This window comes from Aliiroseovarius sp. CAU 1755, from assembly GCF_054482655.1.
On sequence record NZ_JBTLRH010000003.1, the window covers coordinates 535,345 to 559,526 of the forward strand.

General features: G+C 60.4%; 20 protein-coding genes and 1 pseudogene. 8 read left to right on the forward strand and 13 right to left on the reverse strand.

Going from position 1 to position 24,182, the window contains the following annotated elements:
• Positions 1–10 precede the first annotated feature (10 nt).
• Complete coding sequence (locus ACXYMP_RS14515) at positions 11–646, reverse strand: hypothetical protein (protein ID WP_458907169.1); 636 nt, start codon at positions 644–646, stop codon at positions 11–13.
• Between the two features lie 217 nt (positions 647–863).
• Between ACXYMP_RS14515 and ACXYMP_RS14520 the strand changes: the two genes are divergently transcribed.
• Entirely contained in the window at positions 864–2,108 is a 1,245-nt protein-coding gene (locus tag ACXYMP_RS14520; RefSeq protein ID WP_298566430.1) for an efflux RND transporter periplasmic adaptor subunit, read from the forward strand.
• Positions 2,105–5,929: an efflux RND transporter permease subunit gene (locus ACXYMP_RS14525; RefSeq protein ID WP_458907171.1), complete on the forward strand. Its 3,825-nt coding sequence runs from the start codon at positions 2,105–2,107 to the stop codon at positions 5,927–5,929. The genes ACXYMP_RS14520 and ACXYMP_RS14525 overlap by 4 nt, the downstream gene beginning before the upstream one ends.
• Before the next feature lie 107 nt (positions 5,930–6,036).
• Here ACXYMP_RS14525 and ACXYMP_RS14530 read toward each other — a convergent pair whose 3' ends face one another.
• Positions 6,037–7,866, reverse strand: a complete 1,830-nt coding sequence (locus ACXYMP_RS14530) for an ABCB family ABC transporter ATP-binding protein/permease (protein ID WP_298566426.1) — start codon at positions 7,864–7,866, stop codon at positions 6,037–6,039.
• Positions 7,867–7,959: 93 nt separating this feature from the next.
• On the opposite strand from ACXYMP_RS14530, the gene ACXYMP_RS14535 reads away from it, so the two are divergent.
• Complete coding sequence (locus tag ACXYMP_RS14535; protein WP_298566424.1) at positions 7,960–8,283, forward strand: ArsR/SmtB family transcription factor; 324 nt, start codon at positions 7,960–7,962, stop codon at positions 8,281–8,283.
• Between the two features lie 45 nt (positions 8,284–8,328).
• On the opposite strand, the gene ACXYMP_RS14540 is transcribed toward ACXYMP_RS14535, so the two are convergent.
• Positions 8,329–9,462, reverse strand: coding sequence for a LysM peptidoglycan-binding domain-containing protein (locus ACXYMP_RS14540; protein WP_458907174.1), 1,134 nt, complete (start codon positions 9,460–9,462; stop codon positions 8,329–8,331).
• 109 nt (positions 9,463–9,571) lie between these two features.
• Here ACXYMP_RS14540 and ACXYMP_RS14545 point away from each other — a divergent pair, with 109 nt between their 5' ends.
• Positions 9,572–10,150 carry an LOG family protein gene (locus ACXYMP_RS14545; RefSeq protein WP_298566420.1) on the forward strand — a complete coding sequence of 193 codons (579 nt, stop codon included), beginning with the start codon at positions 9,572–9,574 and terminating at the stop codon, positions 10,148–10,150.
• Here ACXYMP_RS14545 and rarD read toward each other — a convergent pair.
• The 6 genes from rarD to ACXYMP_RS14575 form a co-directional block, all read right to left on the reverse strand.
• On the reverse strand, positions 10,093–11,007 hold the full coding sequence (gene rarD, locus ACXYMP_RS14550; protein WP_458907176.1) for an EamA family transporter RarD: 915 nt from the start codon (positions 11,005–11,007) through the stop codon (positions 10,093–10,095). The genes ACXYMP_RS14545 and rarD overlap by 58 nt on opposite strands.
• Positions 11,008–11,129: 122 nt before the next feature.
• Positions 11,130–11,729, reverse strand: a complete 600-nt coding sequence (locus tag ACXYMP_RS14555) for a superoxide dismutase (RefSeq protein WP_298566417.1) — start codon at positions 11,727–11,729, stop codon at positions 11,130–11,132.
• A gap of 604 nt (positions 11,730–12,333) precedes the next feature.
• Positions 12,334–12,891 carry a sarcosine oxidase subunit gamma gene (locus ACXYMP_RS14560; protein ID WP_458907179.1) on the reverse strand — a complete coding sequence of 186 codons (558 nt, stop codon included), beginning with the start codon at positions 12,889–12,891 and terminating at the stop codon, positions 12,334–12,336.
• The gene (locus tag ACXYMP_RS14565; RefSeq protein WP_458907181.1) at positions 12,884–15,901 is read right to left on the reverse strand and encodes a sarcosine oxidase subunit alpha family protein; all 3,018 of its coding nucleotides are present in this window, start codon (positions 15,899–15,901) and stop codon (positions 12,884–12,886) included. The genes ACXYMP_RS14560 and ACXYMP_RS14565 overlap by 8 nt, the downstream gene beginning before the upstream one ends.
• Positions 15,898–16,221 carry a sarcosine oxidase subunit delta gene (locus ACXYMP_RS14570; protein ID WP_458907183.1) on the reverse strand — a complete coding sequence of 108 codons (324 nt, stop codon included), beginning with the start codon at positions 16,219–16,221 and terminating at the stop codon, positions 15,898–15,900. Before ACXYMP_RS14570 ends, ACXYMP_RS14565 begins: the two co-directional genes overlap by 4 nt.
• A 142-nt stretch (positions 16,222–16,363) precedes the next feature.
• Positions 16,364–17,611 carry a sarcosine oxidase subunit beta family protein gene (locus tag ACXYMP_RS14575; RefSeq protein ID WP_458907185.1) on the reverse strand — a complete coding sequence of 416 codons (1,248 nt, stop codon included), beginning with the start codon at positions 17,609–17,611 and terminating at the stop codon, positions 16,364–16,366.
• A gap of 212 nt (positions 17,612–17,823) precedes the next feature.
• Between ACXYMP_RS14575 and ccmI the strand changes: the two genes are divergently transcribed.
• The 4 genes from ccmI (at position 17,824) to ACXYMP_RS14595 (ending at position 20,256) form a co-directional block, all read left to right on the forward strand.
• Positions 17,824–19,113 carry a c-type cytochrome biogenesis protein CcmI gene (gene ccmI, locus ACXYMP_RS14580; protein ID WP_298566407.1) on the forward strand — a complete coding sequence of 430 codons (1,290 nt, stop codon included), beginning with the start codon at positions 17,824–17,826 and terminating at the stop codon, positions 19,111–19,113.
• Complete coding sequence (gene ruvX / locus ACXYMP_RS14585; protein WP_298566405.1) at positions 19,110–19,574, forward strand: Holliday junction resolvase RuvX; 465 nt, start codon at positions 19,110–19,112, stop codon at positions 19,572–19,574. Before ccmI ends, ruvX begins: the two co-directional genes overlap by 4 nt.
• Positions 19,574–19,807, forward strand: a complete 234-nt coding sequence (locus tag ACXYMP_RS14590; RefSeq protein ID WP_458907187.1) for a DUF1289 domain-containing protein — start codon at positions 19,574–19,576, stop codon at positions 19,805–19,807. Before ruvX ends, ACXYMP_RS14590 begins: the two co-directional genes overlap by 1 nt.
• 68 nt (positions 19,808–19,875) lie before the next feature.
• Entirely contained in the window at positions 19,876–20,256 is a 381-nt protein-coding gene (locus ACXYMP_RS14595) for a hypothetical protein (RefSeq protein ID WP_458907189.1), read from the forward strand.
• 40 nt (positions 20,257–20,296) lie between these two features.
• Here the strand turns inward: ACXYMP_RS14595 and ispG are convergent, their stop codons facing one another.
• From ispG to hemA, 4 genes and pseudogenes are all read right to left on the reverse strand, one after another.
• On the reverse strand, positions 20,297–21,421 hold the full coding sequence (gene ispG / locus ACXYMP_RS14600; protein WP_298566399.1) for a flavodoxin-dependent (E)-4-hydroxy-3-methylbut-2-enyl-diphosphate synthase: 1,125 nt from the start codon (positions 21,419–21,421) through the stop codon (positions 20,297–20,299).
• A gap of 117 nt (positions 21,422–21,538) precedes the next feature.
• Complete coding sequence (locus tag ACXYMP_RS14605) at positions 21,539–22,591, reverse strand: DUF4115 domain-containing protein (RefSeq protein ID WP_458907363.1); 1,053 nt, start codon at positions 22,589–22,591, stop codon at positions 21,539–21,541.
• Positions 22,592–22,843 (reverse strand): annotated as a pseudogene (locus ACXYMP_RS14610) (helix-turn-helix domain-containing protein); the annotation flags it as partial. It lies immediately after the preceding gene.
• Positions 22,844–22,956: 113 nt separating this feature from the next.
• Positions 22,957–24,180, reverse strand: a complete 1,224-nt coding sequence (gene hemA / locus ACXYMP_RS14615) for a 5-aminolevulinate synthase (RefSeq protein ID WP_458907191.1) — start codon at positions 24,178–24,180, stop codon at positions 22,957–22,959.
• Positions 24,181–24,182: the final 2 nt, after the last annotated feature.

Here is a 24,182-nt window from a genome sequence, read left to right on the forward strand (position 1 = left end):
GCGGTGCAGGTCAGGATGCCTCCAACGACCCACCCAGCGCCACAATCAACTGAGACGCACGTCGACGCAAGGCCCCAGACGCTTCGTCATCGACCAAAAGCGCCCGAAGGCGCGCAAGGGCTGCCTCCACGTCGCCCGCTTCGACCTCGACCAATGCCAACTGTTCTTCGGCCAACACACGGAACGGCGCGCCTGCCATGGCCAGCGGTTCAAGCCGTGTGCGGCGATCAACTGGCGACAGGCCGCTTTCGGTCATGGACACCAGCTTGAGCTGGGCCAGATCGCGATACAGCGGATCAATATCGCCATTGTCGGCGACGTCGCGAAGGGTCTGCGCGCCCTCCGCCCCGTCCACGGACGCCAACAGGGCAATGACCGCAGCCGCATCACCGCTGGCGTCAATGGCGGCCAGCCCTTCGGCCCGCGCCACTGCGTCATCTTGTTCTTCAGCGGCAAGTATGGTGTCGCCCAAGGCTTGCGCCGCAGCGCGTTCGCTGACTTTGCGCCATTCGTTATAGGCCGCGCCCCCCACCAGCAAAACAACCAAGGAGACGGCGATCCAGCCATAACGGCGCATCATCGCAAACAACTTGTCGCGGCGGACCTCTTCGGTCACTTCATCAATAAAAGTGTCGGTCTCGCTCACGACTTTGCCTCCGGCGTGTTGTTGTTGGTTCCTTTTGCCTCAAAGGTGCCCGGTTGCCAAGAGGGCAAGGCGGTGGGGCGTAAAGCTATGGGTTTTTGGGTCAGGAAAGGCGGGGGCAGATTTACTTGATCCGTTAAGAAAAGCGCACCTGTGCGCTTGTGACGCTGGTAAACTAACCTTATCTTCCACAGCAAAGCTTTATTGAACAGGACTTGTTATGCGCCTTTTGCCGATTCTAACTGCTTTGCTCGTAATCGCAGGCCTGTTCATGCTGGTATTTCAGCGGGACAGTTTGAAAACTGCAGCGGGGGTCAGCGAAAGCGCCGCAACAGTCGAAACGGATCAAGCAACATCTGCCACAGCTGAAACCGAAGCCGCACAAGGCGGGGTGTCGGTGGTTGTCTTGAAAAGCGCAGCGCGCACCATTGATATGCCAGTGCTTCTGCGTGGCAAGACCGAGGCAAACCGGCGCGTTGAACTGCGGGCCGAAACCTCGGGCAAGGTGATTTCGACCAAGCTTGGCAAGGGTGCCGAGGTCGCAACGGACGATGTGCTTTGCCGCCTTGACCCCGGCACGCGCGAAGCCAGCCTTGCCGAAGCGCGCGCCCGGCTGGCCGAAGCACGCGCCCGCGCACCAGAGGCCGACGCCCGCGTGATCGAAGCGCAGGCCCGGTTGGACGAAGCGTTGATCAATCTGAATGCGGCTGAAAAACTGTCGGCAGGCGGGTTCGCCTCGGACACGCGTGTGGCCAGCGAAAGGGCCTCGGTTGAAGGTGCGCGCGCCGGTTTCATCGCCGCACAATCCGGCGCCGCCAGCTCGTCCGCCCAGATCCAATCCGCCGAAGCGGCCGTCGCCGCCGCCGAACGCGAGATTGCGCGGCTTGAGATACGAGCGCCCTTCCCCGGCATTTTGGAAACCGACAGTGCTGAATTGGGCACTTTGCTGCAACCGGGCGCAACCTGCGCCACGGTCGTTCAATATGATCCCGTCCGCGTCGTGGGCTATGTCTCGGAATTGCAGGTGGACAAACTGACGCCCGGTCTTGAAGCGACGGTGCGTCTGGCCTCGGGCCGCGACCTGACCGGCGCGGTATCCTTTGTTGCAGACACTGCGGACCCTGTCACACGGACCTTCCGTGTCGATGTCGAGGTCGCCCAGCTGCCTGACGCCGCCCTTGTGCGCGCGGGTCAGACGGCCGAAGTCGTCATCACCGGCAATGGGCTGGAGGCTCATTTGCTGCCACAAAGCGCTCTGACACTGGACGATGACGGGCAACTAGGGGTTCGGATCGTCAACCCCGATGGCACCGCGGGCTTCGCGATTGTGACGATGATCCGAGACAGCGTCGAAGGGGTCTGGGTGTCTGGTCTGGACGCCAACGCCGAAGTGATCGTCATTGGCCAGCACTATGTCATTGATGGTGTCGCGCTCAACATCACCTATCAGGAGCCCGGCACATGATAGGGATCGTTGACTGGGCCGCCAATCGGGCCCGGATGGTCATAGCTTTCGTGATCCTGTCGGTGCTTGCCGGCACGATCGCCTATGTCAGCCTGCCCAAGGAAGGAGAGCCGGATATCGAAATCCCGGCTCTTTTCGTCTCGGTCCCCTTCCCCGGCATTTCCGCCGCCGATGCAGAACAGCTTCTGGTCCGGCCGATGGAAACCGAATTGGCCGATATCGACGGGCTGAAAACCATGTCCGCGACAGCCGCCGAAGGGTATGCCGGTGTCGCGCTGGAATTCGAGTTCGGCTGGGACAAGACCACCGTCATGGCCGACGTGCGCGACGCGATGAATTCTGCTGAAGGCAAGTTTCCCTCGGGGTTCGACAGCTATTCCGTAAACGAAATCAACTTTTCCGAATTCCCGATCATCATCGTCAACCTGACCGGCAATGTGCCCGAACGCACGCTGGTGCGGCTTGCGCGTGATCTGCAGGATACGCTGGAAGGGCTGGATGCGGTGTTGGAGGCGTCGCTCTCTGGATATCGCGACGAGATGCTTGAGGTCGAAATCGACCCGCTGAAGCTTGAGGCCTACAACGTAACGGCCAACGAGCTGATCAATGTTGTGCAAAGCAACAATCAGCTGATTGCTGCGGGCGATATCAAGACCCCAACCGGATCAACCGCCGTCAAAATCCCATCCTCCTTCGACGAGGTGCAGGATGTGTATAACTTGCCCGTCAAGGTGAACGACGACAGTGTCATCACGCTTGGTGATCTGGCAACGATCCGTCTGACCTTTGAGGATCGAGAGGGCACCGCGCGGTTCAATGGCGACACAACTGTGGCGCTTCAGGTGGTCAAGCGCAAAGGCTACAACCTGATCGACACCGCCGCCGAGGTGCGCAAAATTGTTGCGGAAACGCGCGATTCCTGGCCAGAAGATCTGCGGCAGGCGGTCTGGATCGGCACCTCCAACGACCAGAGCTTTGTCGTCGACAGTATGGTGCGTCAACTCGAAGGCTCGGTCATCACGGCGATTGCACTGGTTATGATCGTGGTGCTTGGGGCGCTTGGCACGCGCCCTGCGCTGTTGGTCGGTTTCGCTATCCCCACCTCGTTTTTGTTGACCTTCGCGCTGTTTGGCGCCCTTGGGGTTACCATCTCGAATATCGTGATGTTCGGGCTCATTCTTGCCGTCGGGATGCTGGTCGATGGCGCCATTGTGGTTGTCGAATATGCCGACAAGAAAATTCGCGACGGGGTTGGGCCTATGGCGGCCTACACGGCGGCGGCCAAACGGATGTTCTGGCCCATCGTCAGTTCAACAGCCACCACCCTGTGTGCGTTCCTTCCCATGCTGTTCTGGCCCGGCATTCCGGGCGAGTTCATGGGCTGGTTGCCCAAGACGTTGATCTATGTGCTGTCCGCCTCGCTTCTGGTCGCGCTTGTTTATCTTCCGGTGGTGGGCGGCGTTTCGGGCCGGATCAGTCGAATGTTTGCGACCCTATCAACTGCGCTGCGCGGCTTTCCGATCTGGGTGCGGCTCGCGCTGGTGGTGCCTTCGGCCTACGTGCTTTACCTGTCGGCCTTCCAGCTCTTGAACCCCGGTTACCTGTTTGGCGGCACAGCGCCCTTTGACGGGGCGATGGCGATCCTGCCCGGCGCACTGATGTTTCTTGTTGGCACCTCGGCCACCTCGATCACGCTTGGCTCGATCTCGCGCCAGCGGGCGGCCAAGAAGATCAAGGGCGGGTATCGGCGCACATGGTTCGGCCACCTCATACACTTCATTTCAGGCAACCCGGTCATGCCGCTGGTCACCATCGCGCTGGTGGTTGGCTTTGTGGCAACGACCTTCATGTTCTATGGCCGCAACAATCTGGGCGTCGAGTTCTTTGCCGATAGCGAGCCGGAACAGGCGATCGTTTATGTCCGTGCGCGTGGCAATCTGAGCCTTCAGGAAAAAGACGCCATGGTGCGTCAGGCAGAAGAAATCGCCCTGTCCACCAAGGGCATCGAAAGCGTCTTTGCCTTCGCGGGGGCCGGCGGGCTGAACCAGAACACCGGCGGGGCGCAAGGTCCGCGCGACACGGTCGGCCAGCTTCAGATCGAGCTTGTGGCTTGGGATGATCGGCCCTCGATCGAGAAGCAAATCAAGCTTTTGGGCCTGATCCCCTTCACCACGACCGAGATTGACCCGGATTTTGACGGCGACGCGGTGATGGCCCGGTTGGAGGAACGGCTTGCAACCATTCCGGGGGTGCGGTCCGAGGTGCTGAACCTCAATCGTGGTCCGGCCTCGGCCAAGCCCGTTCACATGCGCCTGAAAGGTCAGGATTGGAAGACACTTGAGGCCGCCGCCAACGCTGTGATCGCCAAGTTCAACGACACGCCCGGTCTGGTGGCTGTCGAAGACACCTTGCCCCTGCCTGGCGTTGACTGGCAGCTTCAGGTCGATGTCGAAGAGGCTGGCCGCTATGGCACCAACGTGGCGACCGTGGGTGGCATGGTGCAGCTGATCACCAACGGGATCTTGCTGGATACGATGCGGGTCGACAGCTCGGACGAGGAAATCGAAATCCGTGTTCGTCTGCCCGAACAGGACCGGGTGCTGTCCACGCTAGACGCGCTGAAACTGCGCACAGCTACCGGCCTTGTGCCGCTGTCCAACTTCGTCACGCGCAAACCGGTGCCCAGCCTTGCCCAGATCGACCGTGTCGATCAAAGCCGCTATTACGATGTGAAAGCGGGCGTGGTTCCCGACCTCGTGCGCCTGACAGATGACGCGGGTGCGGACCGATATGTCAACCTTGCCCAGGCCGACCAGATCATGGCTGATGATGCCGGCAAAGATCTGACCCGCACGCCCGTGACACCAAATGATCGCATTGCCGCGCTGACCGAATGGGTCGAAGCCGCAGGGTTGCCCGCAGGCGTCAGCTATGAATGGACTGGCGATCAGGAAGACCAGTCCGAAAGTCAGGCCTTTCTGGGCCAGGCCTTCCTCGGCGCGCTTGGCCTGATGTTCATCATCCTTCTGGCGCAGTTCAACAGCGTCTACAACTCGGTGTTGGTGTTGCTTGCGGTTGTGCTGTCGACCACCGGTGTTCTGGTGGGGATGATGGTGATGCAACAGCCGTTTTCGATCATCATGACAGGGACAGGCATTGTGGCGCTGGCGGGGATCGTGGTGAACAACAACATCGTGCTGATCGACACCTATCAGGACTATTCGCGCTACATGCCCAAGCTCGAAGCCATCACCCGCACCGCCGAGGCGCGCATCCGCCCCGTCCTTTTGACCACGATCACGACCATGGCGGGGCTTGCCCCGATGATGTTCGGCCTGTCGCTGGACTTCTTCAACGGGGGCTATTCCATCGACGCGCCCACGGCGTTGTGGTGGAAACAACTGGCAACGGCAGTCGTGTTCGGGCTTGGCATCGCAACGGTGTTGACGCTGGTCTTCACCCCTTCGATGTTGGCGCTGCGGGTCTGGGTGTCAGCGGGCGCCTATCGGTCCACCAATGCGTTGCGCGCACTGGCCCGCCGATCGGGACAAACTGCGCGCGATGTCGCGCTTGAAAAGGCTGCCAAAAAGCAACCTGTGAGAGAGGTCGTCTGGGTCGCCGCAAGCGAGCTTGACGATGCCGAACACGACGACACCGATGACACACCCGTCAGTCTTGAAGACCTGCAGCGGGTCCTGAACACCGCGCAGGCAACACTGGATGACCTGAACGTGAAACACGCGAAGCGCGAGGGTGACGCGGACATCGATGATGCAGCGCCAGAAGACGGCGACGAAAGCTCGATGAAAGCGGCAGAGTAACCGGTCACGCGATCAGCACGTGGAAAAAAAGGGGCGCCCGGCTGTCAAAGCGGGCGCCCCTTTTTCATTCTCCGGGTCCACTGGCGCCTGTTGTGCGTGGCACTTGTTCAGGCGGCAGCGATATCGCTCTTTTCTTCTTCGCTGGCCTGACGCGCCCACATCGCGGCATAGCGGCCGCCGTGATCCAAAAGCGCGTCGTGGCTGCCACGCTCGACCACCTCGCCGGCTTCCAGCACGATGATTTCATTGGCATCAACAATGGTGGACAGGCGGTGTGCAATGGTGATCACCGTGCGCCCCTCGCCCATTTCGCGCAGGCTTTCCTGAATATCCCGTTCGGTCTGGGTGTCCAGCGCCGATGTGGCTTCGTCCAACAGCAGGATCGGCGGGTTCTTCAACAGCGTGCGTGCGATGCCCACCCGCTGTTTTTCACCGCCCGACAACTTCAACCCGCGTTCGCCAACCTGTGTTTCATAGCCGTCAGGCAAGCTCATGATGAAATCGTGTATTTTGGCCGCCTTCGCAGCCCCTTCGACCTCGTCGCGCGAGGCTTCTGGCCGACCATAGGCAATGTTGTAATAGACGCTGTCGTTAAACAGCACCGTGTCCTGCGGCACGACCCCAATGACACCGTGAAGGCTGTCTTGGGTCACGTCGCGCACGTCCTGCCCGTCAATCTTCAGGCTGCCGCCGCTGACGTCATAAAACCGGAACAACAATCGACCGATGGTAGATTTGCCAGACCCTGAGGGGCCGACAATGGCAACCGTCTTGCCCGCCGGCACGTCGATCGAGACACCTTTCAGGATCGGCCGCTTGGCGTCGTAGCCAAATTTCAGATCTTCAAATTGCAAGGCACCACCCGTGACCTTGATATCGGGTGCATCCGGTTTGTCCGTCACTTCGGCTGGTTGCTCAAGCAAGTCGAACATCTCGCCCATATCGACCAGCGATTGGCGGATCTCGCGGTAGACCGTGCCAAGAAAGTTCAAGGGCATGGTGATCTGGATCATATAGGCATTGACCATGACGAAATCGCCCACGGTCAGGTCGCCCGCCTGCACACCAATGGCGGCCAGAACCATGACACCGACAAGCCCCAGCGTGATCAAGAAGGCCTGCCCGAAATTCAGGAACGCCAGCGAATACGAGGTCTTGAGCGCGGCAACCTCATACCCAGCCATGGCCACATCATAGCGCGCGGCTTCGCGTTTTTCGGCCCCGAAATACTTCACGGTCTCGAAGTTCAGCAGGCTGTCGATGGCCTTTTGGTTGGCGTCGGTGTCCTGGTCGTTCATCTCCTTGCGAATGCGCACACGCCATTCGGTCACTTTGAAGGTGAACCAGACATACGCACCGATCGTGCCCACAACGACCGCCAGATACCACACATCAAAGACAAAAAAGAGGATGGCCGAGATCAGCGCAAGTTCCAGCACCAGTGGCCCCATGGAAAAGAGCATGAAGCGCAACAGGAACTCGACGCCCTTCACCCCGCGTTCGATGATCCGCGACAACCCGCCCGTCTTGCGCGTGATGTGATAGCGCATCGACAGGCGGTGAATGTGGGTGAAGGTTTCCAGCGCCAGTTGACGTAATGCGCGCTGGCCCACACGGGCAAACACCGCATCGCGCAGCTGTTGGAACCCGTTGGTCATCATCCGCGCCATACCATAGGCCAGCGTCAGCCCAATCGCGCCCGCCCCAAGCATCCACGCTTCGTTGGTCGCCTCGCCGCTCAGCGCATCGACCGCGCCTTTGTAAAGAAACGGTGTCAGCACCGAAATCACCTTGGATGCCAGCAGCATCACAAGCGCAATGACCACGCGCCGTTTTACCCAGGGCTGATCTTCGGGCCAAAGATACGGCGCGACGCGCTTGATCGTGCGCCAGCCATCTTTTGGCGTTTCTGTCGATGTGATACGGGAGGGAGCCATTCGAAACCTTATTCTCGCAGGCCCACTTAAGGAACGCGCGCAAGGGGTTCTCTGGGGCTTGTGTTATTTCAATATTTCACCGATATTTGAAATATGGAGCAGAGTCGAGTCCTCAAATCCCTGTCCGCGATGGCACATGACACACGGTTGGAGATCGTGCGTCTTCTTGTGCCGCGGGGTGAGGAAGGACTGCCCGCAGGGTCGATCGCGGATGCGCTTGGTGTCTCGGCGTCAGGGCTTTCCTTTCACCTGTCGCAACTGGAGGCCGCGGGGTTGGTGACATCGCGCAGGGTCTCACGCCAGGTGATTTACGCCACCGACCGCGCCGCCCTTGGTGGTGTCATTGCCTATCTGCTGAACGATTGCTGCGCCCGCGACCCGGATATTTGCGCCTGCACGGACCGCGTCACGCCATAGCGACCGGATCGCAGCGCATCAGATGCGTGATGCGGTGGCGAGGCGCTAGTTGGCGTCCGGAATTTTAAAGACCTGTCCGGGATAGATCAGGTCGGGATTGCGGATCTGGTCGCGGTTGGCTTCGAACACCCGCACATATAGCGGACCATCACCCAAATGGTCGCGCGCAATGGCCCAAAGGGTAAAACCCGGTTGCACCGTGACCGCCTGAACGCGGGCCGCCGCGTCCGCCACCTGTGCGGTGGCCTCCGCCAACTGTTCAGGCTCTTCGCGTTTGAATGGTGTCTCTGTGCGCGACAGAACCGTGCCATCGTCTGACAACTCATCGACCCTGAGTGTATAGACGCCGCCCTCGACCTCGGGCAGCGGCAAACGCCATTGGCCATCTTCGGCGATCTTGGCCGTTCGAACGGGGGTGTTATCCAGGTAGACGCGCACATTGCCGCCGCCCTGCCCGCGCCCGGACAGCGCGACCTCTCCGGCTTCGTTATAGGAAATGGCGTCGATGACCACGTTGCCCACCGCAGGTCGCCCGGTGCCATCCTGCAAGACGGCAATGCCCTGATCGTCGGCCAATAGAACGCGTGGGGCAGCGGCTTGTTCGCCTGTTTCCACTGTCGGGACAGTGGCGTCGCCTGTTTCGGGCGCAGGCCCCGCGTCGGCAACTTGGTCGTCTGCCGTCGCAGAGGCAGCAGGTTCAATCAACACCGTCTGCGCCATCGCCCCGCCTTCGATAACGGCACCGGTTTCATCCAAAGCGTCAAGCCCCAGCGTGCCCGGCGTGTCCGCGGGCATGTCCAGCAAGGTCACGAAGTTTCCATCAGCATCGACAATCACCGTTTCAAGCGGCGCACCGTTGATCGTCAACTGAAGTGTGCTGCCCGGAGTGCCATGCCCTGCCACGACGGCGCGACCCTCGGGGTCCACGCGCACCACATCAAAGCCCGCCAATCCAGCGGGTGGCGTCGCGTCTGTCGCGTCGGGCGTGGTGGCGTCCTGCGTGATCGCGACCTGCCCACCGGGCGTTGTGTCAGTGGTTTGATCAGCGGTCGTGTCAGCCATCGGCGCCGGGTCTGGACGCATCACATATCCCAAGACCGCAAGGCCAAGCACGATTGCCACCCCGCCTGCAATCAAAAGCCCTTTCGAGGGGCCGGTGCCGCCTGTTTCTGCTGTCATATGCTTCCTCTGCTGGCGATCTTTGCGTCGCACTGCCTTGTTGAAGTCTATCAATCCCGCTAACACCGGTCAAAAGCTCATTCTCACCACTGCACCAAAGGGATGCTCCATGCCCATTCTACCTGCTTCTGTCTGCGTCTACTGTGGCTCACGATTTGGCGCTGATCCGGCTTTCACCGAGGCTGCACGCGACCTCGGGTCCGCACTTGCCGAAAACAAATGGCGGCTGGTCTATGGTGCGGGCGATGTCGGGCTGATGGGCACGGTCGCAGCGGCAGCCAAGGCGCAGGGCGCGACAACCTTCGGGGTGATCCCCCAGCACCTGCTACAGCGCGAAGTGGGCAAGCGCGACCTGACCACCTTCATCGTGACCGAGAACATGCACGAGCGAAAGAAGGTTATGTTCATGAACTCAGACGCCGTCGTGGTCTTGCCCGGCGGCGCCGGATCACTGGATGAATTCTTTGAAGTGCTGACCTGGCGCCAGCTTGGGCTGCATGACAAGCCGATCCTGCTGCTGAACGTCAACGGGTTCTGGGACCCGCTGATCGGATTGGTGGACCACGTGATCGACCAAGGCTACGCCGAGGCCAGCTTGCGTGATTTCATCACCGTTGCAGACACAGTGGATCAGGCCGTTGCGGCCTTGCGCGATGCTCTGTCGCGACGGATGGCATCTGCAGAATAGATCGCAAGCGCCAACCAGATCATTGGGAAGGCAATCATATGCCACGGGGTTATCACCTCGCCCAGAACAACCACGGCACAGGTGAATTGCAAGCTCGGGTTCAGGTATTGCACCAGCCCCACCGTCGACAAGGCCAACCGGCGCGAGGCATAGCTGAACATCACCAACGGCCCTGCCGTGATCAGACCCGATGTGACAAGCAACACGCTGTCCCATAGATGCTGGCCGAAAACGGCGCCGTTGCGGCCTACGATCCCCTCCCAGCCGGCCAAATGCGTGCCCAGCAACCAGATGATGGCCAAGGGGGCCAGCAACAAAACCTCGGCGGTTACAGACACGATCGGACCCGAGGCGACGACCTTTTTGACCGCGCCATAGACGGCAAATGTCCCCCCCAAAAGCAGCGAGAGCCATGGCGTGACACCCAAACCGAACGTCAGCGTCAACACCGCTAAAATACCGAGCCCCAAGGCCATCGCCTTGGCGCGGGTGATGGTTTCCCCAAACAGCAGGCGCCCCAAAGCGACCATCACCAGCGGGAAAATGAAATACCCAAGGCTGCTTTGCACCACCATGCCGATCTGCACCGACAAGATGAAGCCGCCCCAATTGACCGAGATGACGAAAGCCGAAACCGCGATCAGCAGCAGCGATCGGCCATGCAACAGCTTTGGGACTTCGCCCAACCGGCCCTGCACGCCCAAGAGCAACCCGAACAGTGCCAGCGACCACAAGGTTCGGTGGCTGAGAAGCTCAAGCGGCGGCACGTGTTCCAGCATCTTGTAGAACAACGGAGACGTGCCCCAGACGACGCAGGCGGCTATTATTGCCGCAATCCCTTTTGTGGTGTCGCTCATGGCGCGCTCCTGCTGCGTATCGGACTGTCATGGCACAGAAAAAGCGGCCACCCAAGGGGTGACCGCCATGACATTCTGTGATGCGTCGCGCAACCGGATCTTCGGTTGCGTGCCGCAATGCCTTACAGGCGCGAGGCCACGTTTTCCCAGTTCACAAGATTGTTCAGGAAGTTGTCCAGATACGCCGGACGCTTGTTGCGGAAGTCGATATAGTAGGAATGCTCCCACACGTCGCAGCCCAACAGAGCGGTCTGGCCGAAGCAGAGCGGGTTCACACCGTTTTCGGTCTTGGTGACCTTCAGCCCGCCATCGGTGTCTTTCACCAACCACGCCCAGCCCGAGCCGAACTGGCCTGCACCGGCAGCGGCGAACTGCGACTTGAATTCGTCGACCGAGCCAAAGCTGTCTTTGATCGCTTTTTCAAGCTCACCCGGCATCGCGGTCTTGCCCGGACCCATCATTTCCCAGAACTGGTTGTGGTTCCAAAGCTGGCTGATGTTGTTGAAAATACCGTTCTGAGCAACAGCCGACTTGTCGTAAGTGCCGGTGATGATGTCTTCCAGCGACTTGTTTTCCCACTCGGTCCCGGCAATCAGTTTGTTGCCATTGTCGACATAGGCTTTGTGGTGCAGGTCATGGTGGAATTCCATCGTTTCCGCCGACATGCCGAATTCGGCCAGTGCGTCATGTGCGTAAGGAAGATCGGGAAGTTCAAAAGCCATTTTGGCCTCCTGTTCGTGCGTGTTTCCGTTACGTCTTAGATGGGGCAGCGGGCGGGGGAAGGTCAAGGGGCAACCCAGAGAACCGGCTATATTCGTATCGACCGGCGTCGTGCGAATGAACCCGTGCTGCCAATTTCGCGTTCACTTCGTTCGGCAAATGCCCTGCCCCAAATAGGCGTTCGAATACCCGCGAGGTTTCGACCGAATTACCAGTTTCAGGGACGGCTTCAGGATCGTCGCCCGAAAACTGAGCGCTGGCGTATATTGCCGGTCACCTCTTTGGGTGTTTGTCAGGCGCGTTATGTCCCACGTCATGGTAACCCGTTTGGAATTCTCTACAACAACACGGGCCTGCATTGGCGCCCCTACAAAATACTTGATCAGGGGGTCCCAAACATCCGCTGAAGGCGCTCCAACCTCATGTTCAACCAGCAGCCGCGTCGGCAGCCAGTCCCCCGTTCCGCTGGGCGTGATGTCACAATTGTAGATTGTGGCCGTCGCGGTGGCCGGCGTTAGAAGTATGAGGAAGAGGGCGAGAATACGCATTCCCGCACTCTAGCATCTCAACCATTGGTTGCAAATTGCTTTCGAGCCGGCGCAGTTCTTAAACGCCGACTTCTCCGCCAGACATCGCTGCATCCTTCAAGATATCAAACGCGTATTGTGCCACCGACCTGAAACAAATCAGTTCCGCCGTTTTCTCGTCGGTCAGGTAGAACGCAGCCGGGATTTGCGCGATCCGGGTGCGCCGAAGTTGGCCGGGCACCATGGCGGCTGTGTCGGCAGGGCTGAGCTTGGCCAGCACCTCGCGCACAGCGTCTCCGGTCACGCGGTAGACCGCACGCGCGTCAGACACGTTCACAACCAGCGCGTGCTCTTTCGCCAGCGATTTGCTGGCGGCCGCAACTACGTCGACCGCCTTGGCGTGATCGACGACCAACAACAGTTCGTCCGGCGACATCCAGCCCGCGCGCCCTTTTGCACCCTCGATGATTTCGCCCTGCCCTGGCATGTCTGCGCCCGTTGCGGCCTTGACCGCCTTGGCAACGCCCGCAGACGACAGATCGCCGCGCAGGGTGATCATGCCGACCAATCCGGCCTCTTCGACCTTGCAATAGCCATCAAACGACGCGCCTTGCAGTGCGGATACAGCATTAGACATTCTGCTTCTCCCCGTCCTTGTCATAGAAGACCGGATCGCAGATCCGCGCCTTTACTTCGGTGTTAGAGCCATCCACGGTCGGGAAGCTGAGCACATCGCCCATCCGGTCTGGCCCGTGCTTCACAAGCCCCATCGCGATGCCTTTCTTCAGCGTCGGCGAATAGTAGGTCGAGGTGACGCGCCCGATCATATTGCGCTGGCCGTATTGGTTATTGCCGTCGGCAACCGCATAGGCGCCGTCCGGCAGAACCGATCCGTCCAGCGTTTCCAGCCCCACCAGCTTCCAGCGATCCGGGTCTGTCATATGGCTACGAAGCTGAGCGCGCTTGCCAAGAAAGTCCTCTTTCTTCTTGGAAATCGCCCAGTTCAGCCCCAGATCCTGCGGGATCACGGTGCCGTCGGTTTCGTCCCCAATCATGATAAAGCCCTTCTCGGCCCGCATGATGTGCAAACATTCGGTGCCATACGGCATGACGCCGAATTCTTCTCCGGCCTCAAGAAGCGCATCCCAGAAGGCGCGGCCTTGGCTGGCGGGCACGGCGATCTCGTATGACAGCTCGCCCGAGAACGAGATGCGATAGACGCGCGCATCGAACGCGCCGATCTTGCCGTCTTTCCACTGCATGAAGGGAAGCGTTTCCTTGGACACATCCATCCCGCCCAGCTTTTCCAACAGCTTGCGCGCGTTGGGGCCGACCACGGCGACCTGCGCCAGTTGCTCGGTGATGTTCGCGACGTAGACTTTCCAGTCCCACCATTCGGTTTGCAGCCATTCCTCCATCCACGCATAGATGCGGTCGGCCCCGCCCGAGGTCGTGTGGCACAGCCACGTATCCTCGTCGATTCGGGCGACAACACCATCGTCTGACAGGAACCCGTTTTCCGAGCACATCAGACCATAGCGGCATTTGCCCACCGCCAAGTTCGACATCATGTTGGTATACATCATGTCCAGAAACTTGCCCGCGTCCGGACCTTTGACGATCAGCTTGCCCAGCGTCGAGGCATCGAGCAGGCCCAGCTTTTCGCGAGTGTTCAGAACTTCGCGATGCACGGCCTGTTCGTTGGTTTCACCCGGTTTGGCATAGCAATAGGGGCGCCGCCAATGGCCGACAGGTTCCATGTAGGCGCCCGCGTCTTCGTGCCACTGATGCATCGGCGTGCGACGGATCGGTTGGAAGATCTCGTGACGCGCTTCGCCTGCAATCGCGCCGAAGCTGATCGGCGTGTAAGGCGGGCGGAAGGTGGTTGTGCCGGTTGCCGGAATGGGTTGACCCAATGCATCAGAAAGCACCGCCAAACCATTGATATTAGATAGCTTCCCTTGGTCCGTCGCCATGCCCAACGTGGTATAACGCTTAGTGTGCTCAACGCTTTCATATCCCTCACGGGCAGCAAGCTGCACGTCCGACACCTTCACGTCGTTCTGATAATCCAGCCACATTTTCATGCGTTTCTGATGACCAGCACCCTGCGGCATGATCCAGACAGGAGCCATTGGCTGTGTCGCCTCGGGGTCTGCCTTGGGGCCAGCCTTGCGCACGGCCTTGCCGCCTGCCGCTTTCGCAGCTTGCTGGCCCGCCGCATAAGCGTCCGACAGCACATCCGCCAAACTCATCGCGCCCGAAGCGGCACCCGCGGTGACCACAAAGGATTGGCCATCATGGCCTGTGGGCGCGCGGTCAGGGTCGGGGCGGAAATGGCTCTGTTCGTCGTCCCAGATCAGTTTGCCGCCGCAATGCGACCACAGGTGCACGACAGGCGACCAGCCGCCCGACATGGCGACCGCGTCGCAAGCGATATCTTCGACTGCCGAACCCTCGCCTGCCTGCGAACAGATCGACACGCCCGTGACGCGCTTGCCGCCGTTCACCTTGGCAATTGCTTTGCCGACCTCGACACGAATGCCAGCGGCGCGGGCAGCCTCTGCCAGCGGACCGGTGGCTTGGTCGCGTGCGTCCAGAATGACCGGCACGTCCAGCCCGGCCTCTTTCAACACAAGTGCCGTGCGGTAGGCGTCGTCATTGTTGGTCACAACCACGGTGCGGTCGCCCACCGACACGCCCCAATTCACGGCGTAATCACGCACGGCAGCGGCCAGCATGACACCCGGGATGTCGTTGCCCGCAAAGGACAACGGGCGTTCGATCGACCCCGTCGCGGTGACGATCTGCTGTGCACGGATGCGCCACAGGCGATGGCGCGGGCGGTCATCGCCCGGCGTGTGATCCGCCACACGTTCATAGCCAAGCGCATAGCCGTGATCATAAACGCCCGAGCCCATCATGCGGGTGCGCAGGGTGACGCTGTCCATCCCTTCCAGCTCGGCCAGAGTGGCATTGATCCAATCTTCAGGCGATAGCCCGTCAATCTCGCCGCCATCAACCGGCGCACGGCCGCCCCAATGGTGCGTCTGCTCCATCACCAGCACTTTCGCGCCCGACCGACCTGCAGCCAGAGCGGCGGCCAGACCGGCGACACCGCCGCCGATCACCAGCACATCAGTGTGGTGATAGAAATGCTCGTAACGATCCACGTCAGCCTCGGTCGGGACTTTGCCCAGACCAGCGGATTTGCGGATGATCGGTTCGAACACGTGTTTCCATGCGGGCGCGGGCGCCATGAAGGTTTTGTAATAGAACCCCGCCGGCAGGAAACGCGCGGCATAGTTGTTGATCACGCCCACATCGAACTCAAGGCTCGGCCAGTGGTTTTGCGAGGTGCAGGTCAGGCCGTCAAACAGCTCGGTCGTGGTGACGCGCTGGTTGGGTTCAAAACGCCCGCCCTGCCCCAGATTGACCAAGGCGTTCGGTTCTTCCGCGCCGCTTGCCACGATGCCGCGCGGACGGTGGTATTTGAACGACCGGCCGACCAGCATCTGGTCTTCGCCCAGAAGGGCTGCTGCCAGCGTGTCGCCCTCATACCCCTTCATGCGTTTGCCGTTGAAGGTGAAGTTTTTCGGTTTCGAACGGTCGATCAGACGACCGCCCTTTGCCAGACGGGTGCTCATTTATAGCCCTCCCATTCGGGATGTTTCTTTTGAACCGCGTTGATGATCGCTTTGGGCGGCTCAAAGGTCTGGGCGGAATAGGTGCCGTAAACCTCGAGCGTCATGGTATTGCGCGCCGCGTGGAACCACTTGCCGCAACCCGACACGTGCCGCCAGCGTTCAAAGTGAACGCCTTTGGGGTTCGCGCGGTGGAACAGATAGGTCTGAAAATCTTCATCGGACGAGCCGGGGCCATAGCGCTTCAGATGCGCCTCGCCGCCGCCATGCAGGTCCGTTTCATCGGCCATCACGCCGCAATAGGGGCATTCAAGGATCAGCATGGCTGCATTCCTTTCAAGATAAACAGAGGATCGCGCCCGGCCCGAGGGTGGGCGTATTCACGCCCGCCCTGTGGGGCGGGTCGGGCGTGATCCGTCGCGGCAAGCGCGACGGAAGAATTCATATAATGCATTTCAAAAGCCATCAGTGAGCCACCCCCGCAGCCACGCTTTCATCGATGAAGCGTCCTTCGGTGAAGCGGTTCAGGCCGAATTCGCTGGCCAAGGCGCCGGGTTCGCCCTTGGCGACGGTTTCGGCCATGGCCCAGCCCGACCCGGGGATCGCCTTGAAGCCGCCGGTGCCCCAGCCGCAGTTGATGAAGCAGTTGCCCAAAGGCGTTTTGCCGATGATGGGCGAACGGTCGCCTGTCACGTCCACGATGCCACCCCATTGGCGCAGCATTTTCAGGCGCGAGATGATCGGGAACGTCTCGACCAAGGCCCGCACGGTTTCTTCCACATGGTGGAACGATCCGCGTTGGGTGTAGTTGTTGTAGCCGTCCGTGCCGCCACCGATGACCAGCTCGCCCTTGTCGGATTGAGACATATAGCCGTGCACGGTGTTGGCCATCACAACCACGTCGATGCAGGGTTTGATCGGCTCGGACACCAGTGCTTGCAACGCCACGCTTTCCATCGGCAGACGGAAGCCCGCCATTTCGGCCAGATGGCTTGCGTTTCCGGCCACAAGCATGGCCAGTTTGTCGCAATCAATCTGACCCTGCGTGGTATCAACGCCCGTGACCTTGCCGCCCGACTGGCGCACCCCGGTCACTTCACATTTCTGGATGATGTCCATGCCCATGTCTGAACACGCACGCGCATAGCCCCAAGCCACCGCATCGTGACGCGCGGTGCCCGCACGGGCCTGCCACAACGCGCCCAGAACGGGATAGCGTGGGCCGTCGATGTTCATGATCGGCACAAGCTCTTTTACCCGCTGTGGGCTGATGAACTCAGTCGTGACACCTTGCAGCGCGTTGGCATGCGCCGTGCGCTCGTATCCGCGAACTTCGCTTTCGGTCTGGGCCAGCATCATGACGCCACGGGGCGAGAACATGACGTTATAGTTCAGGTCCTGGCTCATCGTCTCGTAAAGCGAACGCGCCTTTTCATAGATCGCGGCCGAGGGATCTTGCAGATAGTTCGACCGGATGATCGTGGTGTTACGACCCGTATTGCCGCCGCCCAGCCAGCCCTTTTCGATGATCGCCACATTGGTGATCCCAAAATTCTTGCCCAGATAAAACGCCGTGGCCAACCCGTGGCCGCCCGCGCCCACGATGACCACATCGTATTTCTTCTTCGGCTTGGGCGACGCCCACGCGCGCTCCCATCCCTGGTGATAGCGCGCAGCCTCGCGCGCAATGGCAAATGCAGAATAACGTCGCATGCGATTCCCCTGTTGGGTTCCCGGTTCCTGTTAATTTTTACGCCCAAGCGCCGGTAAAAGAAGTCGAACCAGCGTCATTTGGAAAGAAAAAGACGACATGGCATGAAAAAGCGCGCCACACGCGCGAACGTGATTGTCGCACTTGACCATTGGGGGTTTTGCACCGGTGCTTTGCCCTTTACATGGGGGGAAACGCAATTCGCGGAGGGAACATGGTTTTCTGGCTGATCGTAGGGGCGATGACGCTCGTCACAATTCTTGTCTTGGCGCAAAAGATGCTCCGGCAGGGGCATACGTCGTCTGGTGCTGAACCGACGGGCGATCGCAAACAGAGTTCCGATATGAAGGTCTATCGCGACCAGTTGAAGGAACTGGAGCGCGACGTGGCGCGCGGCACCCTGTCCTCACAAGAGGCCGACCGCGCGCGCGTCGAGATTTCGCGCCGCTTGCTTGAGGCTGACCGCATCGCACAAGCGAAAGAGGCTCCGGTAAATGCGCCGGCGACGACCAACCGCGTGATGATGGGGGTGGTCGCCGTCATCATTGCCGCCAGTGCCTTCGGGCTTTACTGGCAACTGGGCACACCGGGGTATCAGGACCTTGGCCGCGCCAAACGGATCGCCCTTAGCCAGGAGATGCGTGAAAGTCGCCCCAGTCAGGCAGAGGTCGAAGCCGACATGCCCGCGTGGCCCGGACCACCGCCCGAAGCGCCCGCCGATTACCTTGAATTGATCGAAGGGCTGCGCCAATCCGTGGCACAGCGCCCCGATGATCCGCGTGGTCTGGACCTTTTGGCACAGCACGAAGCGGCGCTTGGCAACATGATCGCCGCCCGCAAAGCCATGGGGCAACTGATTGAGGTAAAAGGTGAAACCGCAACCGCGGACGACTTTGTCCGGCAAGCGGACCTGATGGTGAACGCAACCGGCGGCTTCATCTCGCCCGAAGCCGAGGCGATGTTGAAAGCGGCATTGGAACGCGAGCCCCGTCATCAGTTGGCCCGCTATTACACAGGTCTTTTGTTCGCCCAGAACGGACGACCTGACATGGCCTTTCGCCTGTGGCGCGGATTGCTGGAAGAAGGGCCTGAAACGGCGATCTGGTGGACCTCAGTCCGGTCGCAGATTGGCAGCCTGGCCGCCCATGCCGGCGAAGATTACAGCCCGCCTGAGGCACCCACTCGCCCGAGCGCCCCGACCGCCCCGAGCGCCATGCCCGGCTTGTCTGGTCCAACTGCCGAAGATATCGAAGCGGCAAAGGACATGGACGCAGAAGATCGCACGGCGATGATCCAAAGCATGATCGAACAATTGTCCGAGCGCCTCGCCACCGAAGGCGGCAGCCCCGAAGAATGGGCGCGTCTGATCAGCGTTCTTGGCGTTGTCGGCAACACCGAACGGGCCACAGCGATCTGGGGCGAAGCGCAAAGCCTCTTTGCGGATTATCCCGACGCCTTGGCAACCGTGCGCGCGGCAGCTGAACAGGCTGGGGTCGCCAAGTGATCTTTGACACGATCGAGGCGTTCGCACCCACCTTGCCCCCGATGGCGGCTTTGGGTGGGCTGGACCTTGGCACCAAAACGATTGGCGTCGCGGTCTCTGACAGTTTCCGGCAGGTGGCGACGCCGCTGGAAACGATCAAACGGACGAAGTTCTCGGTCGATGCGGCGCACCTGCTGAAGATCATCACCGACCGCCAGCTTGGAGGCTTGGTTCTCGGCCTGCCGCGCAATATGGACGGAAGCGAAGGTCCGCGCTGCCAGTCCACCCGAGCTTTCGCGCGCAATCTGGAAAAGCTGACGGATATTCCGATCACCTTTTGGGATGAACGCCTGTCGACCGTCGCCGCCGAGCGCGCCCTGCTGGAGGCGGATACGTCCCGAAAGCGTCGCGCCGAGGTGATCGACCACGTTGCCGCCGGGTATATCCTGCAAGGTGTGTTGGACCGAATGAGGCACCTGTGATGGCAGATGAGCTGTGGAAGCGGGACGAAGTCGAAAGCCCTTGCGTCAAGATCTGCGTCGTCCACCCCACGGCCCGGATCTGCACCGGATGCCTGCGGTCGATCGAGGAAATCGGCATTTGGTCGCGCTTGTCACCGGCAGCGCGGCGCGCGGTCATGGCTGACCTGCCAGCGCGCAAAGAGCTGTTGACCAAACGCCGTGGGGGTCGCAAGGCTCGCCTCGCGAAAGAGTGACCGTGCTCACCTCTTCGTGACGTGACCCGGTCGCGCCGACCGCGCAGGCTGGGGTAAAAGGACTGCCGATGACCCGTCCCTTCGCCACCACCGCGCGCTTCTTGGCCTCTTTCATGCTTGCTAGCCCGGCCTTCGCCACAGACTGGCAGACCCGAACGGATGATGTTTTGCTCAGCCCTGCCGAGCTTTCCCAACACCTGACGGGCAACACATTGATCTATTACGATCAGGGTCGTTCGGCCTTCTATCCTGATGGGCGCTATGTCTATACCTATGGCGGCGGTGGCACGTGGCTGGGCCAATATGTGCTTGGCAACGACAGCACCGCTTGCGTTACATTTGTAACTGGCGTGTCACGTTGCGATCTATATGTGATGAACGACAACGCGCTGGTGGTCATCACCGAAGACGGCTTGCGGTTCCCGATCCAATCCGTGGCGCGCAACTAAGCCGGTCTGTGATTGGCAGGGCGGTAAAGGGGCAAGCCCCTTACGCACTGACCTCACTGCTTTCCGTTTCGATTTCCGCCGCGCGCTTTTCGACCAGCGCCACGATGTGATCCACCATTTTCTCGTTGTCCAGCTTGTGGTCCTGCTTGCCCGCCACATAGACCATGCCCGACCCCGCACCACCTCCGGTGAAGCCGACATCGGTCATCAAGGCTTCGCCCGGACCGTTCACAACGCAGCCGATGATCGACAGGCTCATAGGGGTGTGAATATGAGCAAGGCGTTCTTCCAACGTGGCCACTGTCTTGATCACGTCAAACCCCTGACGGGCGCAGCTGGGGCACGAGATAATGTTGACGCCCCGGTGGCGCAGACCAAGGGACTTCAGAATCTCGAAGCCGACTTTGACCTCTTCCACCGGATCTGCCGACAGGCTGACGCGGATCGTGTCACCGATGCCCGCCCACAAGAGCGTGCCAAGCCCGACGGCGCTTTTGATGGTGCCCGACACAAAGCCTCCGGCCTCGGTGATGCCTAGGTGGATCGGGGCATCTGTGGCCTCTGCGATGCCGTGATAGGCGGCGGCGGACAGGAACACGTCAGACGCCTTCACGCTGATTTTGTAGTCGCGAAAGTCGTTGTCTTCGAGGATGCGGATATGCTCCAGACCACTTTCCACCATCGCCTCTGGGCAAGGTTCGCCATATTTTTCAAGCAGATGCCGTTCCAACGACCCGGCGTTCACGCCGATCCGGATCGAACAGCCATGGTCTTTCGCGGCCTTGATCACCTCGCGCACACGGCCTTCATCACCGATATTGCCGGGGTTGATGCGCAGACACGCAGCGCCGGCTTCGGCGGCCTCGATGGCGCGCTTATAGTGGAAATGAATGTCTGCAACGATCGGAACCGGGCTTTCAGCCGTGATCTCCTTCAGCGCCTTTGTCGACCCGACATCGGGGCAGGAAATACGGACGATGTCCGCGCCTGCTTCTGCGGCCGCGATGACCTGACCAAGCGTCGCCTTTACATCAGAGCTATCAGTGTTGGTCATGGTCTGCACCGCGATCGGCGCGTCGCCGCCAACAGGGACATTGCCCACCATCACCTGACGTGATTTGCGGCGCTCGATATCCCGCCAAGGACGGATTGGATTGTGGGACATGGGGACCACCCTTCAGCCTGTTGTCTTGGCGCTAGGAATAACGTGCACGCGCAGCGTCCACAAGCACCCCTGCGTCGTGGCGATATCGAAGTTTCGTTCGTAGGTTAGCTGGTGAGACTACTGGCTGGGCTGAAGCTCGGCCACATAGGTCGCGAGGTCCGAATCCTGAGCCAGATCAGCCAGTGCAAAGGCATCTGTCAGCGCCTCTTGTGACAAGGCGACATTCTTGACGACGGATGGCCCGTCACCCGATGGCCCGTAGGCCGTTCCGTTCACGGCAAAATAGACCGATCCCGCGTTACCGGTGCGCATGACAGGCGCCTGCTCGGTCTTGGGCAGAACATAGTGCTCACCGGCATCAAGGATCTTCTCGAAAATCACGGTGCCGTCGGCAGACTGGATGCGCACCCATGACGGACGCACCGCGAAGACTGCCACTTCGGCCGCATCGTCGCCCAGCACCTTCACCGCACGCGGTGTGGAGGCAGCGTTGCCATCAGCCTCCAACGCGGCGACCGCAATATCGTCAAGCCCCATGTTCCCTGGCAATGACGACGCAATGCCAGATCCGATGCCTTGCCCGATGCCCGGCTGCTCTGGCGCTGAACCAAATGTCGGTGTCGCCACGCTGGCCAACACGCCAACACTGGACGGATCAAGCGTCGAGATCGGCGCATCACGATGGGTCAGAACCGGCACATCCAGCGCCTGAGGGCGATAGAGCCGGTCCAATGCCTCGGCAGACGGCGGAGAAGTCAGACCGACACCTGCATCCGCCAACCGTTCAGTGCCGTCGCTTTCACCAAGCACAGAGGGGCCAGACCCCACATCAGGCAGCTCGGACAGCACGCCGGGCGTTTGTTCGATCGGGGCGAAATCGACCCGTTGAATTTCTTGCAGGACCGACCAGCCCCCAAAGCCCAAGACGCCGACCAAGGCCGCCAACACAGCGACCGATCCGACGGCACCCGGTTCAATCCCGGCAAATACGCTTTCGGTTTGAGGCACCCATTTGGCGTTTGGATTGGCCAGCGGGTCGCCCTTGTGGTCGGCCCGTTTGGCCGCTTTCGCCGCCTTGTCAGTTTGGCTTGAAGCACTTGGGGCAAGTCCGTGCGCGGTGGTGAAACCGCTTTCGGCGCAAAAGGTCTTATAGGCCCATTCCGGATCCATCCCCAAATAACGCGCATAAGACCGGACATAGCCGGCAATGAAACCCTGCGTCTCGAACGCCGAGGTATCCGCGTTTTCGATGGCGGCGATGTAGGTGGCTTTGATCTTCAGTTCGCGCTGCACATCAAGCAGCGATTTGCCGAGCGTCGCACGCTCGCCACGCATGACGTCGCCCAAGCGAAGGTCAAAGGAATCGAAGCCTGTCGGCTTCTCTTCTTCCTCGACCCGAGACGTGGTCCAACGCCCGATCATCCAGCTGCTCCTACTGCCTCTCTTGTCCCGAAAAAAGGCAACGATTCGAATCCATCGCCTTCCCTAGTGGTAACCTAACACAACTCCACAATATGTGCAGTCGACGATTGAGGTTACGCGGACAGTTCGGCGCGATTTAGCTCACAATGCGACCAAAGTTGGTCAAGTGCATTGATAAGCGCATCCATTTCCTTCGGACCATGCACCGGCGACGGCGTAAACCGAAGCCGTTCAGTGCCGCGCGGCACGGTGGGGAAATTGATCGGCTGGACGTAAATTCCGAAGTTTTCCAACAACATATCCGACAGTTGCTTGGTGTGGACCGGATCGCCAACGATCAGCGGCACGATGTGCGAACCGTGATCGATAATCGGCAGGCCCAACCCCTTCAGGCGGGTTTTCAAAATCTTTGCTTGCGTCTGGTGCGCGTCGCGCAACGCTTGATCGGTCTTCAGGTGCTTGACCGACGCCGCCGCCCCTGCTGCAACCGCAGGCGGCACCGATGTCGTGAAGATGAAGCCCGGCGCGTAAGAGCGCACGGCGTCACACATTTTCGCCGACGCCGCGATATAGCCACCCATCACGCCATAGGCCTTGGCCAGCGTGCCGTTGATGATGTCGATGCGGTGGGCAAGGTTGTCGCGTTCCGTCACGCCAGCCCCGCGCGGGCCATACATGCCGACCGCGTGCACTTCGTCGATATAGGTCAGCGCGCCGAACTCGTCGGCCAAATCACACAGCGCCTCAATCGGGCCGAAATCACCATCCATCGAATAGACGCTTTCAAACGCAATCAGCTTGGGCGCGGCGGGATCGTCGGCCTCCAGAAGCTCGCGAAGGTGCGCCAGGTCGTTGTGGCGGAAAATACGTTTTGCCCCACCATTGCGGCGCACACCTTCGATCATCGAGGCATGGTTCAATGCATCAGAGTAGATGATCAGGCCGGGAAACAGTTTCGGCAATGTCGACAGGGTTGCGTCATTGGCGATGTAGGCCGAGGTGAAGATCAGTGCGTCTTCCTTCTGGTGAAGGTCCGCGATCTCGGCCTCTAGGCGTTTGTGATAGACGGTCGTGCCAGAAATGTTGCGTGTGCCGCCCGAACCGGCGCCGGTGGCTTCAATCGCTTCGTGCATGGCATCGCGCACAGCGGGGTGCTGGCCCATACCCAGATAGTCGTTGCCGCACCAAACGGTGACGGGCGCTTCGGTGCCATCGGGTTTGTTCCAAGTGGCGTGGGGGAATTGGCCTTGGCAACGCTCAATCTCGATGAATGTGCGATAGCGGCCTTCGTCGTGCAGGCGCTGCAGCGCTGCGTCGAGCTCGTGATTATAGTCCAAGG

Bases quoted from the DNA above. Each gene is read 5' to 3' on its own strand.
- ACXYMP_RS14520 (WP_298566430.1), top strand. From the start codon at position 864: ATGCGCCTTTTGCCGATTCTAACTGCTTTGCTCGTAATCGCAGGCCTG.
- ACXYMP_RS14525 (WP_458907171.1), top strand. From the start codon at position 2,105: ATGATAGGGATCGTTGACTGGGCCGCCAATCGGGCCCGGATGGTCATA.
- ACXYMP_RS14530 (WP_298566426.1), bottom strand. From the start codon at position 7,866: ATGGCTCCCTCCCGTATCACATCGACAGAAACGCCAAAAGATGGCTGG.
- ACXYMP_RS14535 (WP_298566424.1), top strand. From the start codon at position 7,960: ATGGAGCAGAGTCGAGTCCTCAAATCCCTGTCCGCGATGGCACATGAC.
- ACXYMP_RS14540 (WP_458907174.1), bottom strand. From the start codon at position 9,462: ATGACAGCAGAAACAGGCGGCACCGGCCCCTCGAAAGGGCTTTTGATT.
- ACXYMP_RS14545 (WP_298566420.1), top strand. From the start codon at position 9,572: ATGCCCATTCTACCTGCTTCTGTCTGCGTCTACTGTGGCTCACGATTT.
- rarD (WP_458907176.1), bottom strand. From the start codon at position 11,007: ATGAGCGACACCACAAAAGGGATTGCGGCAATAATAGCCGCCTGCGTC.
- ACXYMP_RS14555 (WP_298566417.1), bottom strand. From the start codon at position 11,729: ATGGCTTTTGAACTTCCCGATCTTCCTTACGCACATGACGCACTGGCC.
- ACXYMP_RS14560 (WP_458907179.1), bottom strand. From the start codon at position 12,891: ATGTCTAATGCTGTATCCGCACTGCAAGGCGCGTCGTTTGATGGCTAT.
- ACXYMP_RS14565 (WP_458907181.1), bottom strand. From the start codon at position 15,901: ATGAGCACCCGTCTGGCAAAGGGCGGTCGTCTGATCGACCGTTCGAAA.
- ACXYMP_RS14570 (WP_458907183.1), bottom strand. From the start codon at position 16,221: ATGCTGATCCTTGAATGCCCCTATTGCGGCGTGATGGCCGATGAAACG.
- ACXYMP_RS14575 (WP_458907185.1), bottom strand. From the start codon at position 17,611: ATGCGACGTTATTCTGCATTTGCCATTGCGCGCGAGGCTGCGCGCTAT.
- ccmI (WP_298566407.1), top strand. From the start codon at position 17,824: ATGGTTTTCTGGCTGATCGTAGGGGCGATGACGCTCGTCACAATTCTT.
- ACXYMP_RS14590 (WP_458907187.1), top strand. From the start codon at position 19,574: ATGGCAGATGAGCTGTGGAAGCGGGACGAAGTCGAAAGCCCTTGCGTC.
- ACXYMP_RS14595 (WP_458907189.1), top strand. From the start codon at position 19,876: ATGACCCGTCCCTTCGCCACCACCGCGCGCTTCTTGGCCTCTTTCATG.
- ispG (WP_298566399.1), bottom strand. From the start codon at position 21,421: ATGTCCCACAATCCAATCCGTCCTTGGCGGGATATCGAGCGCCGCAAA.
- ACXYMP_RS14605 (WP_458907363.1), bottom strand. From the start codon at position 22,591: ATGGATCCGGAATGGGCCTATAAGACCTTTTGCGCCGAAAGCGGTTTC.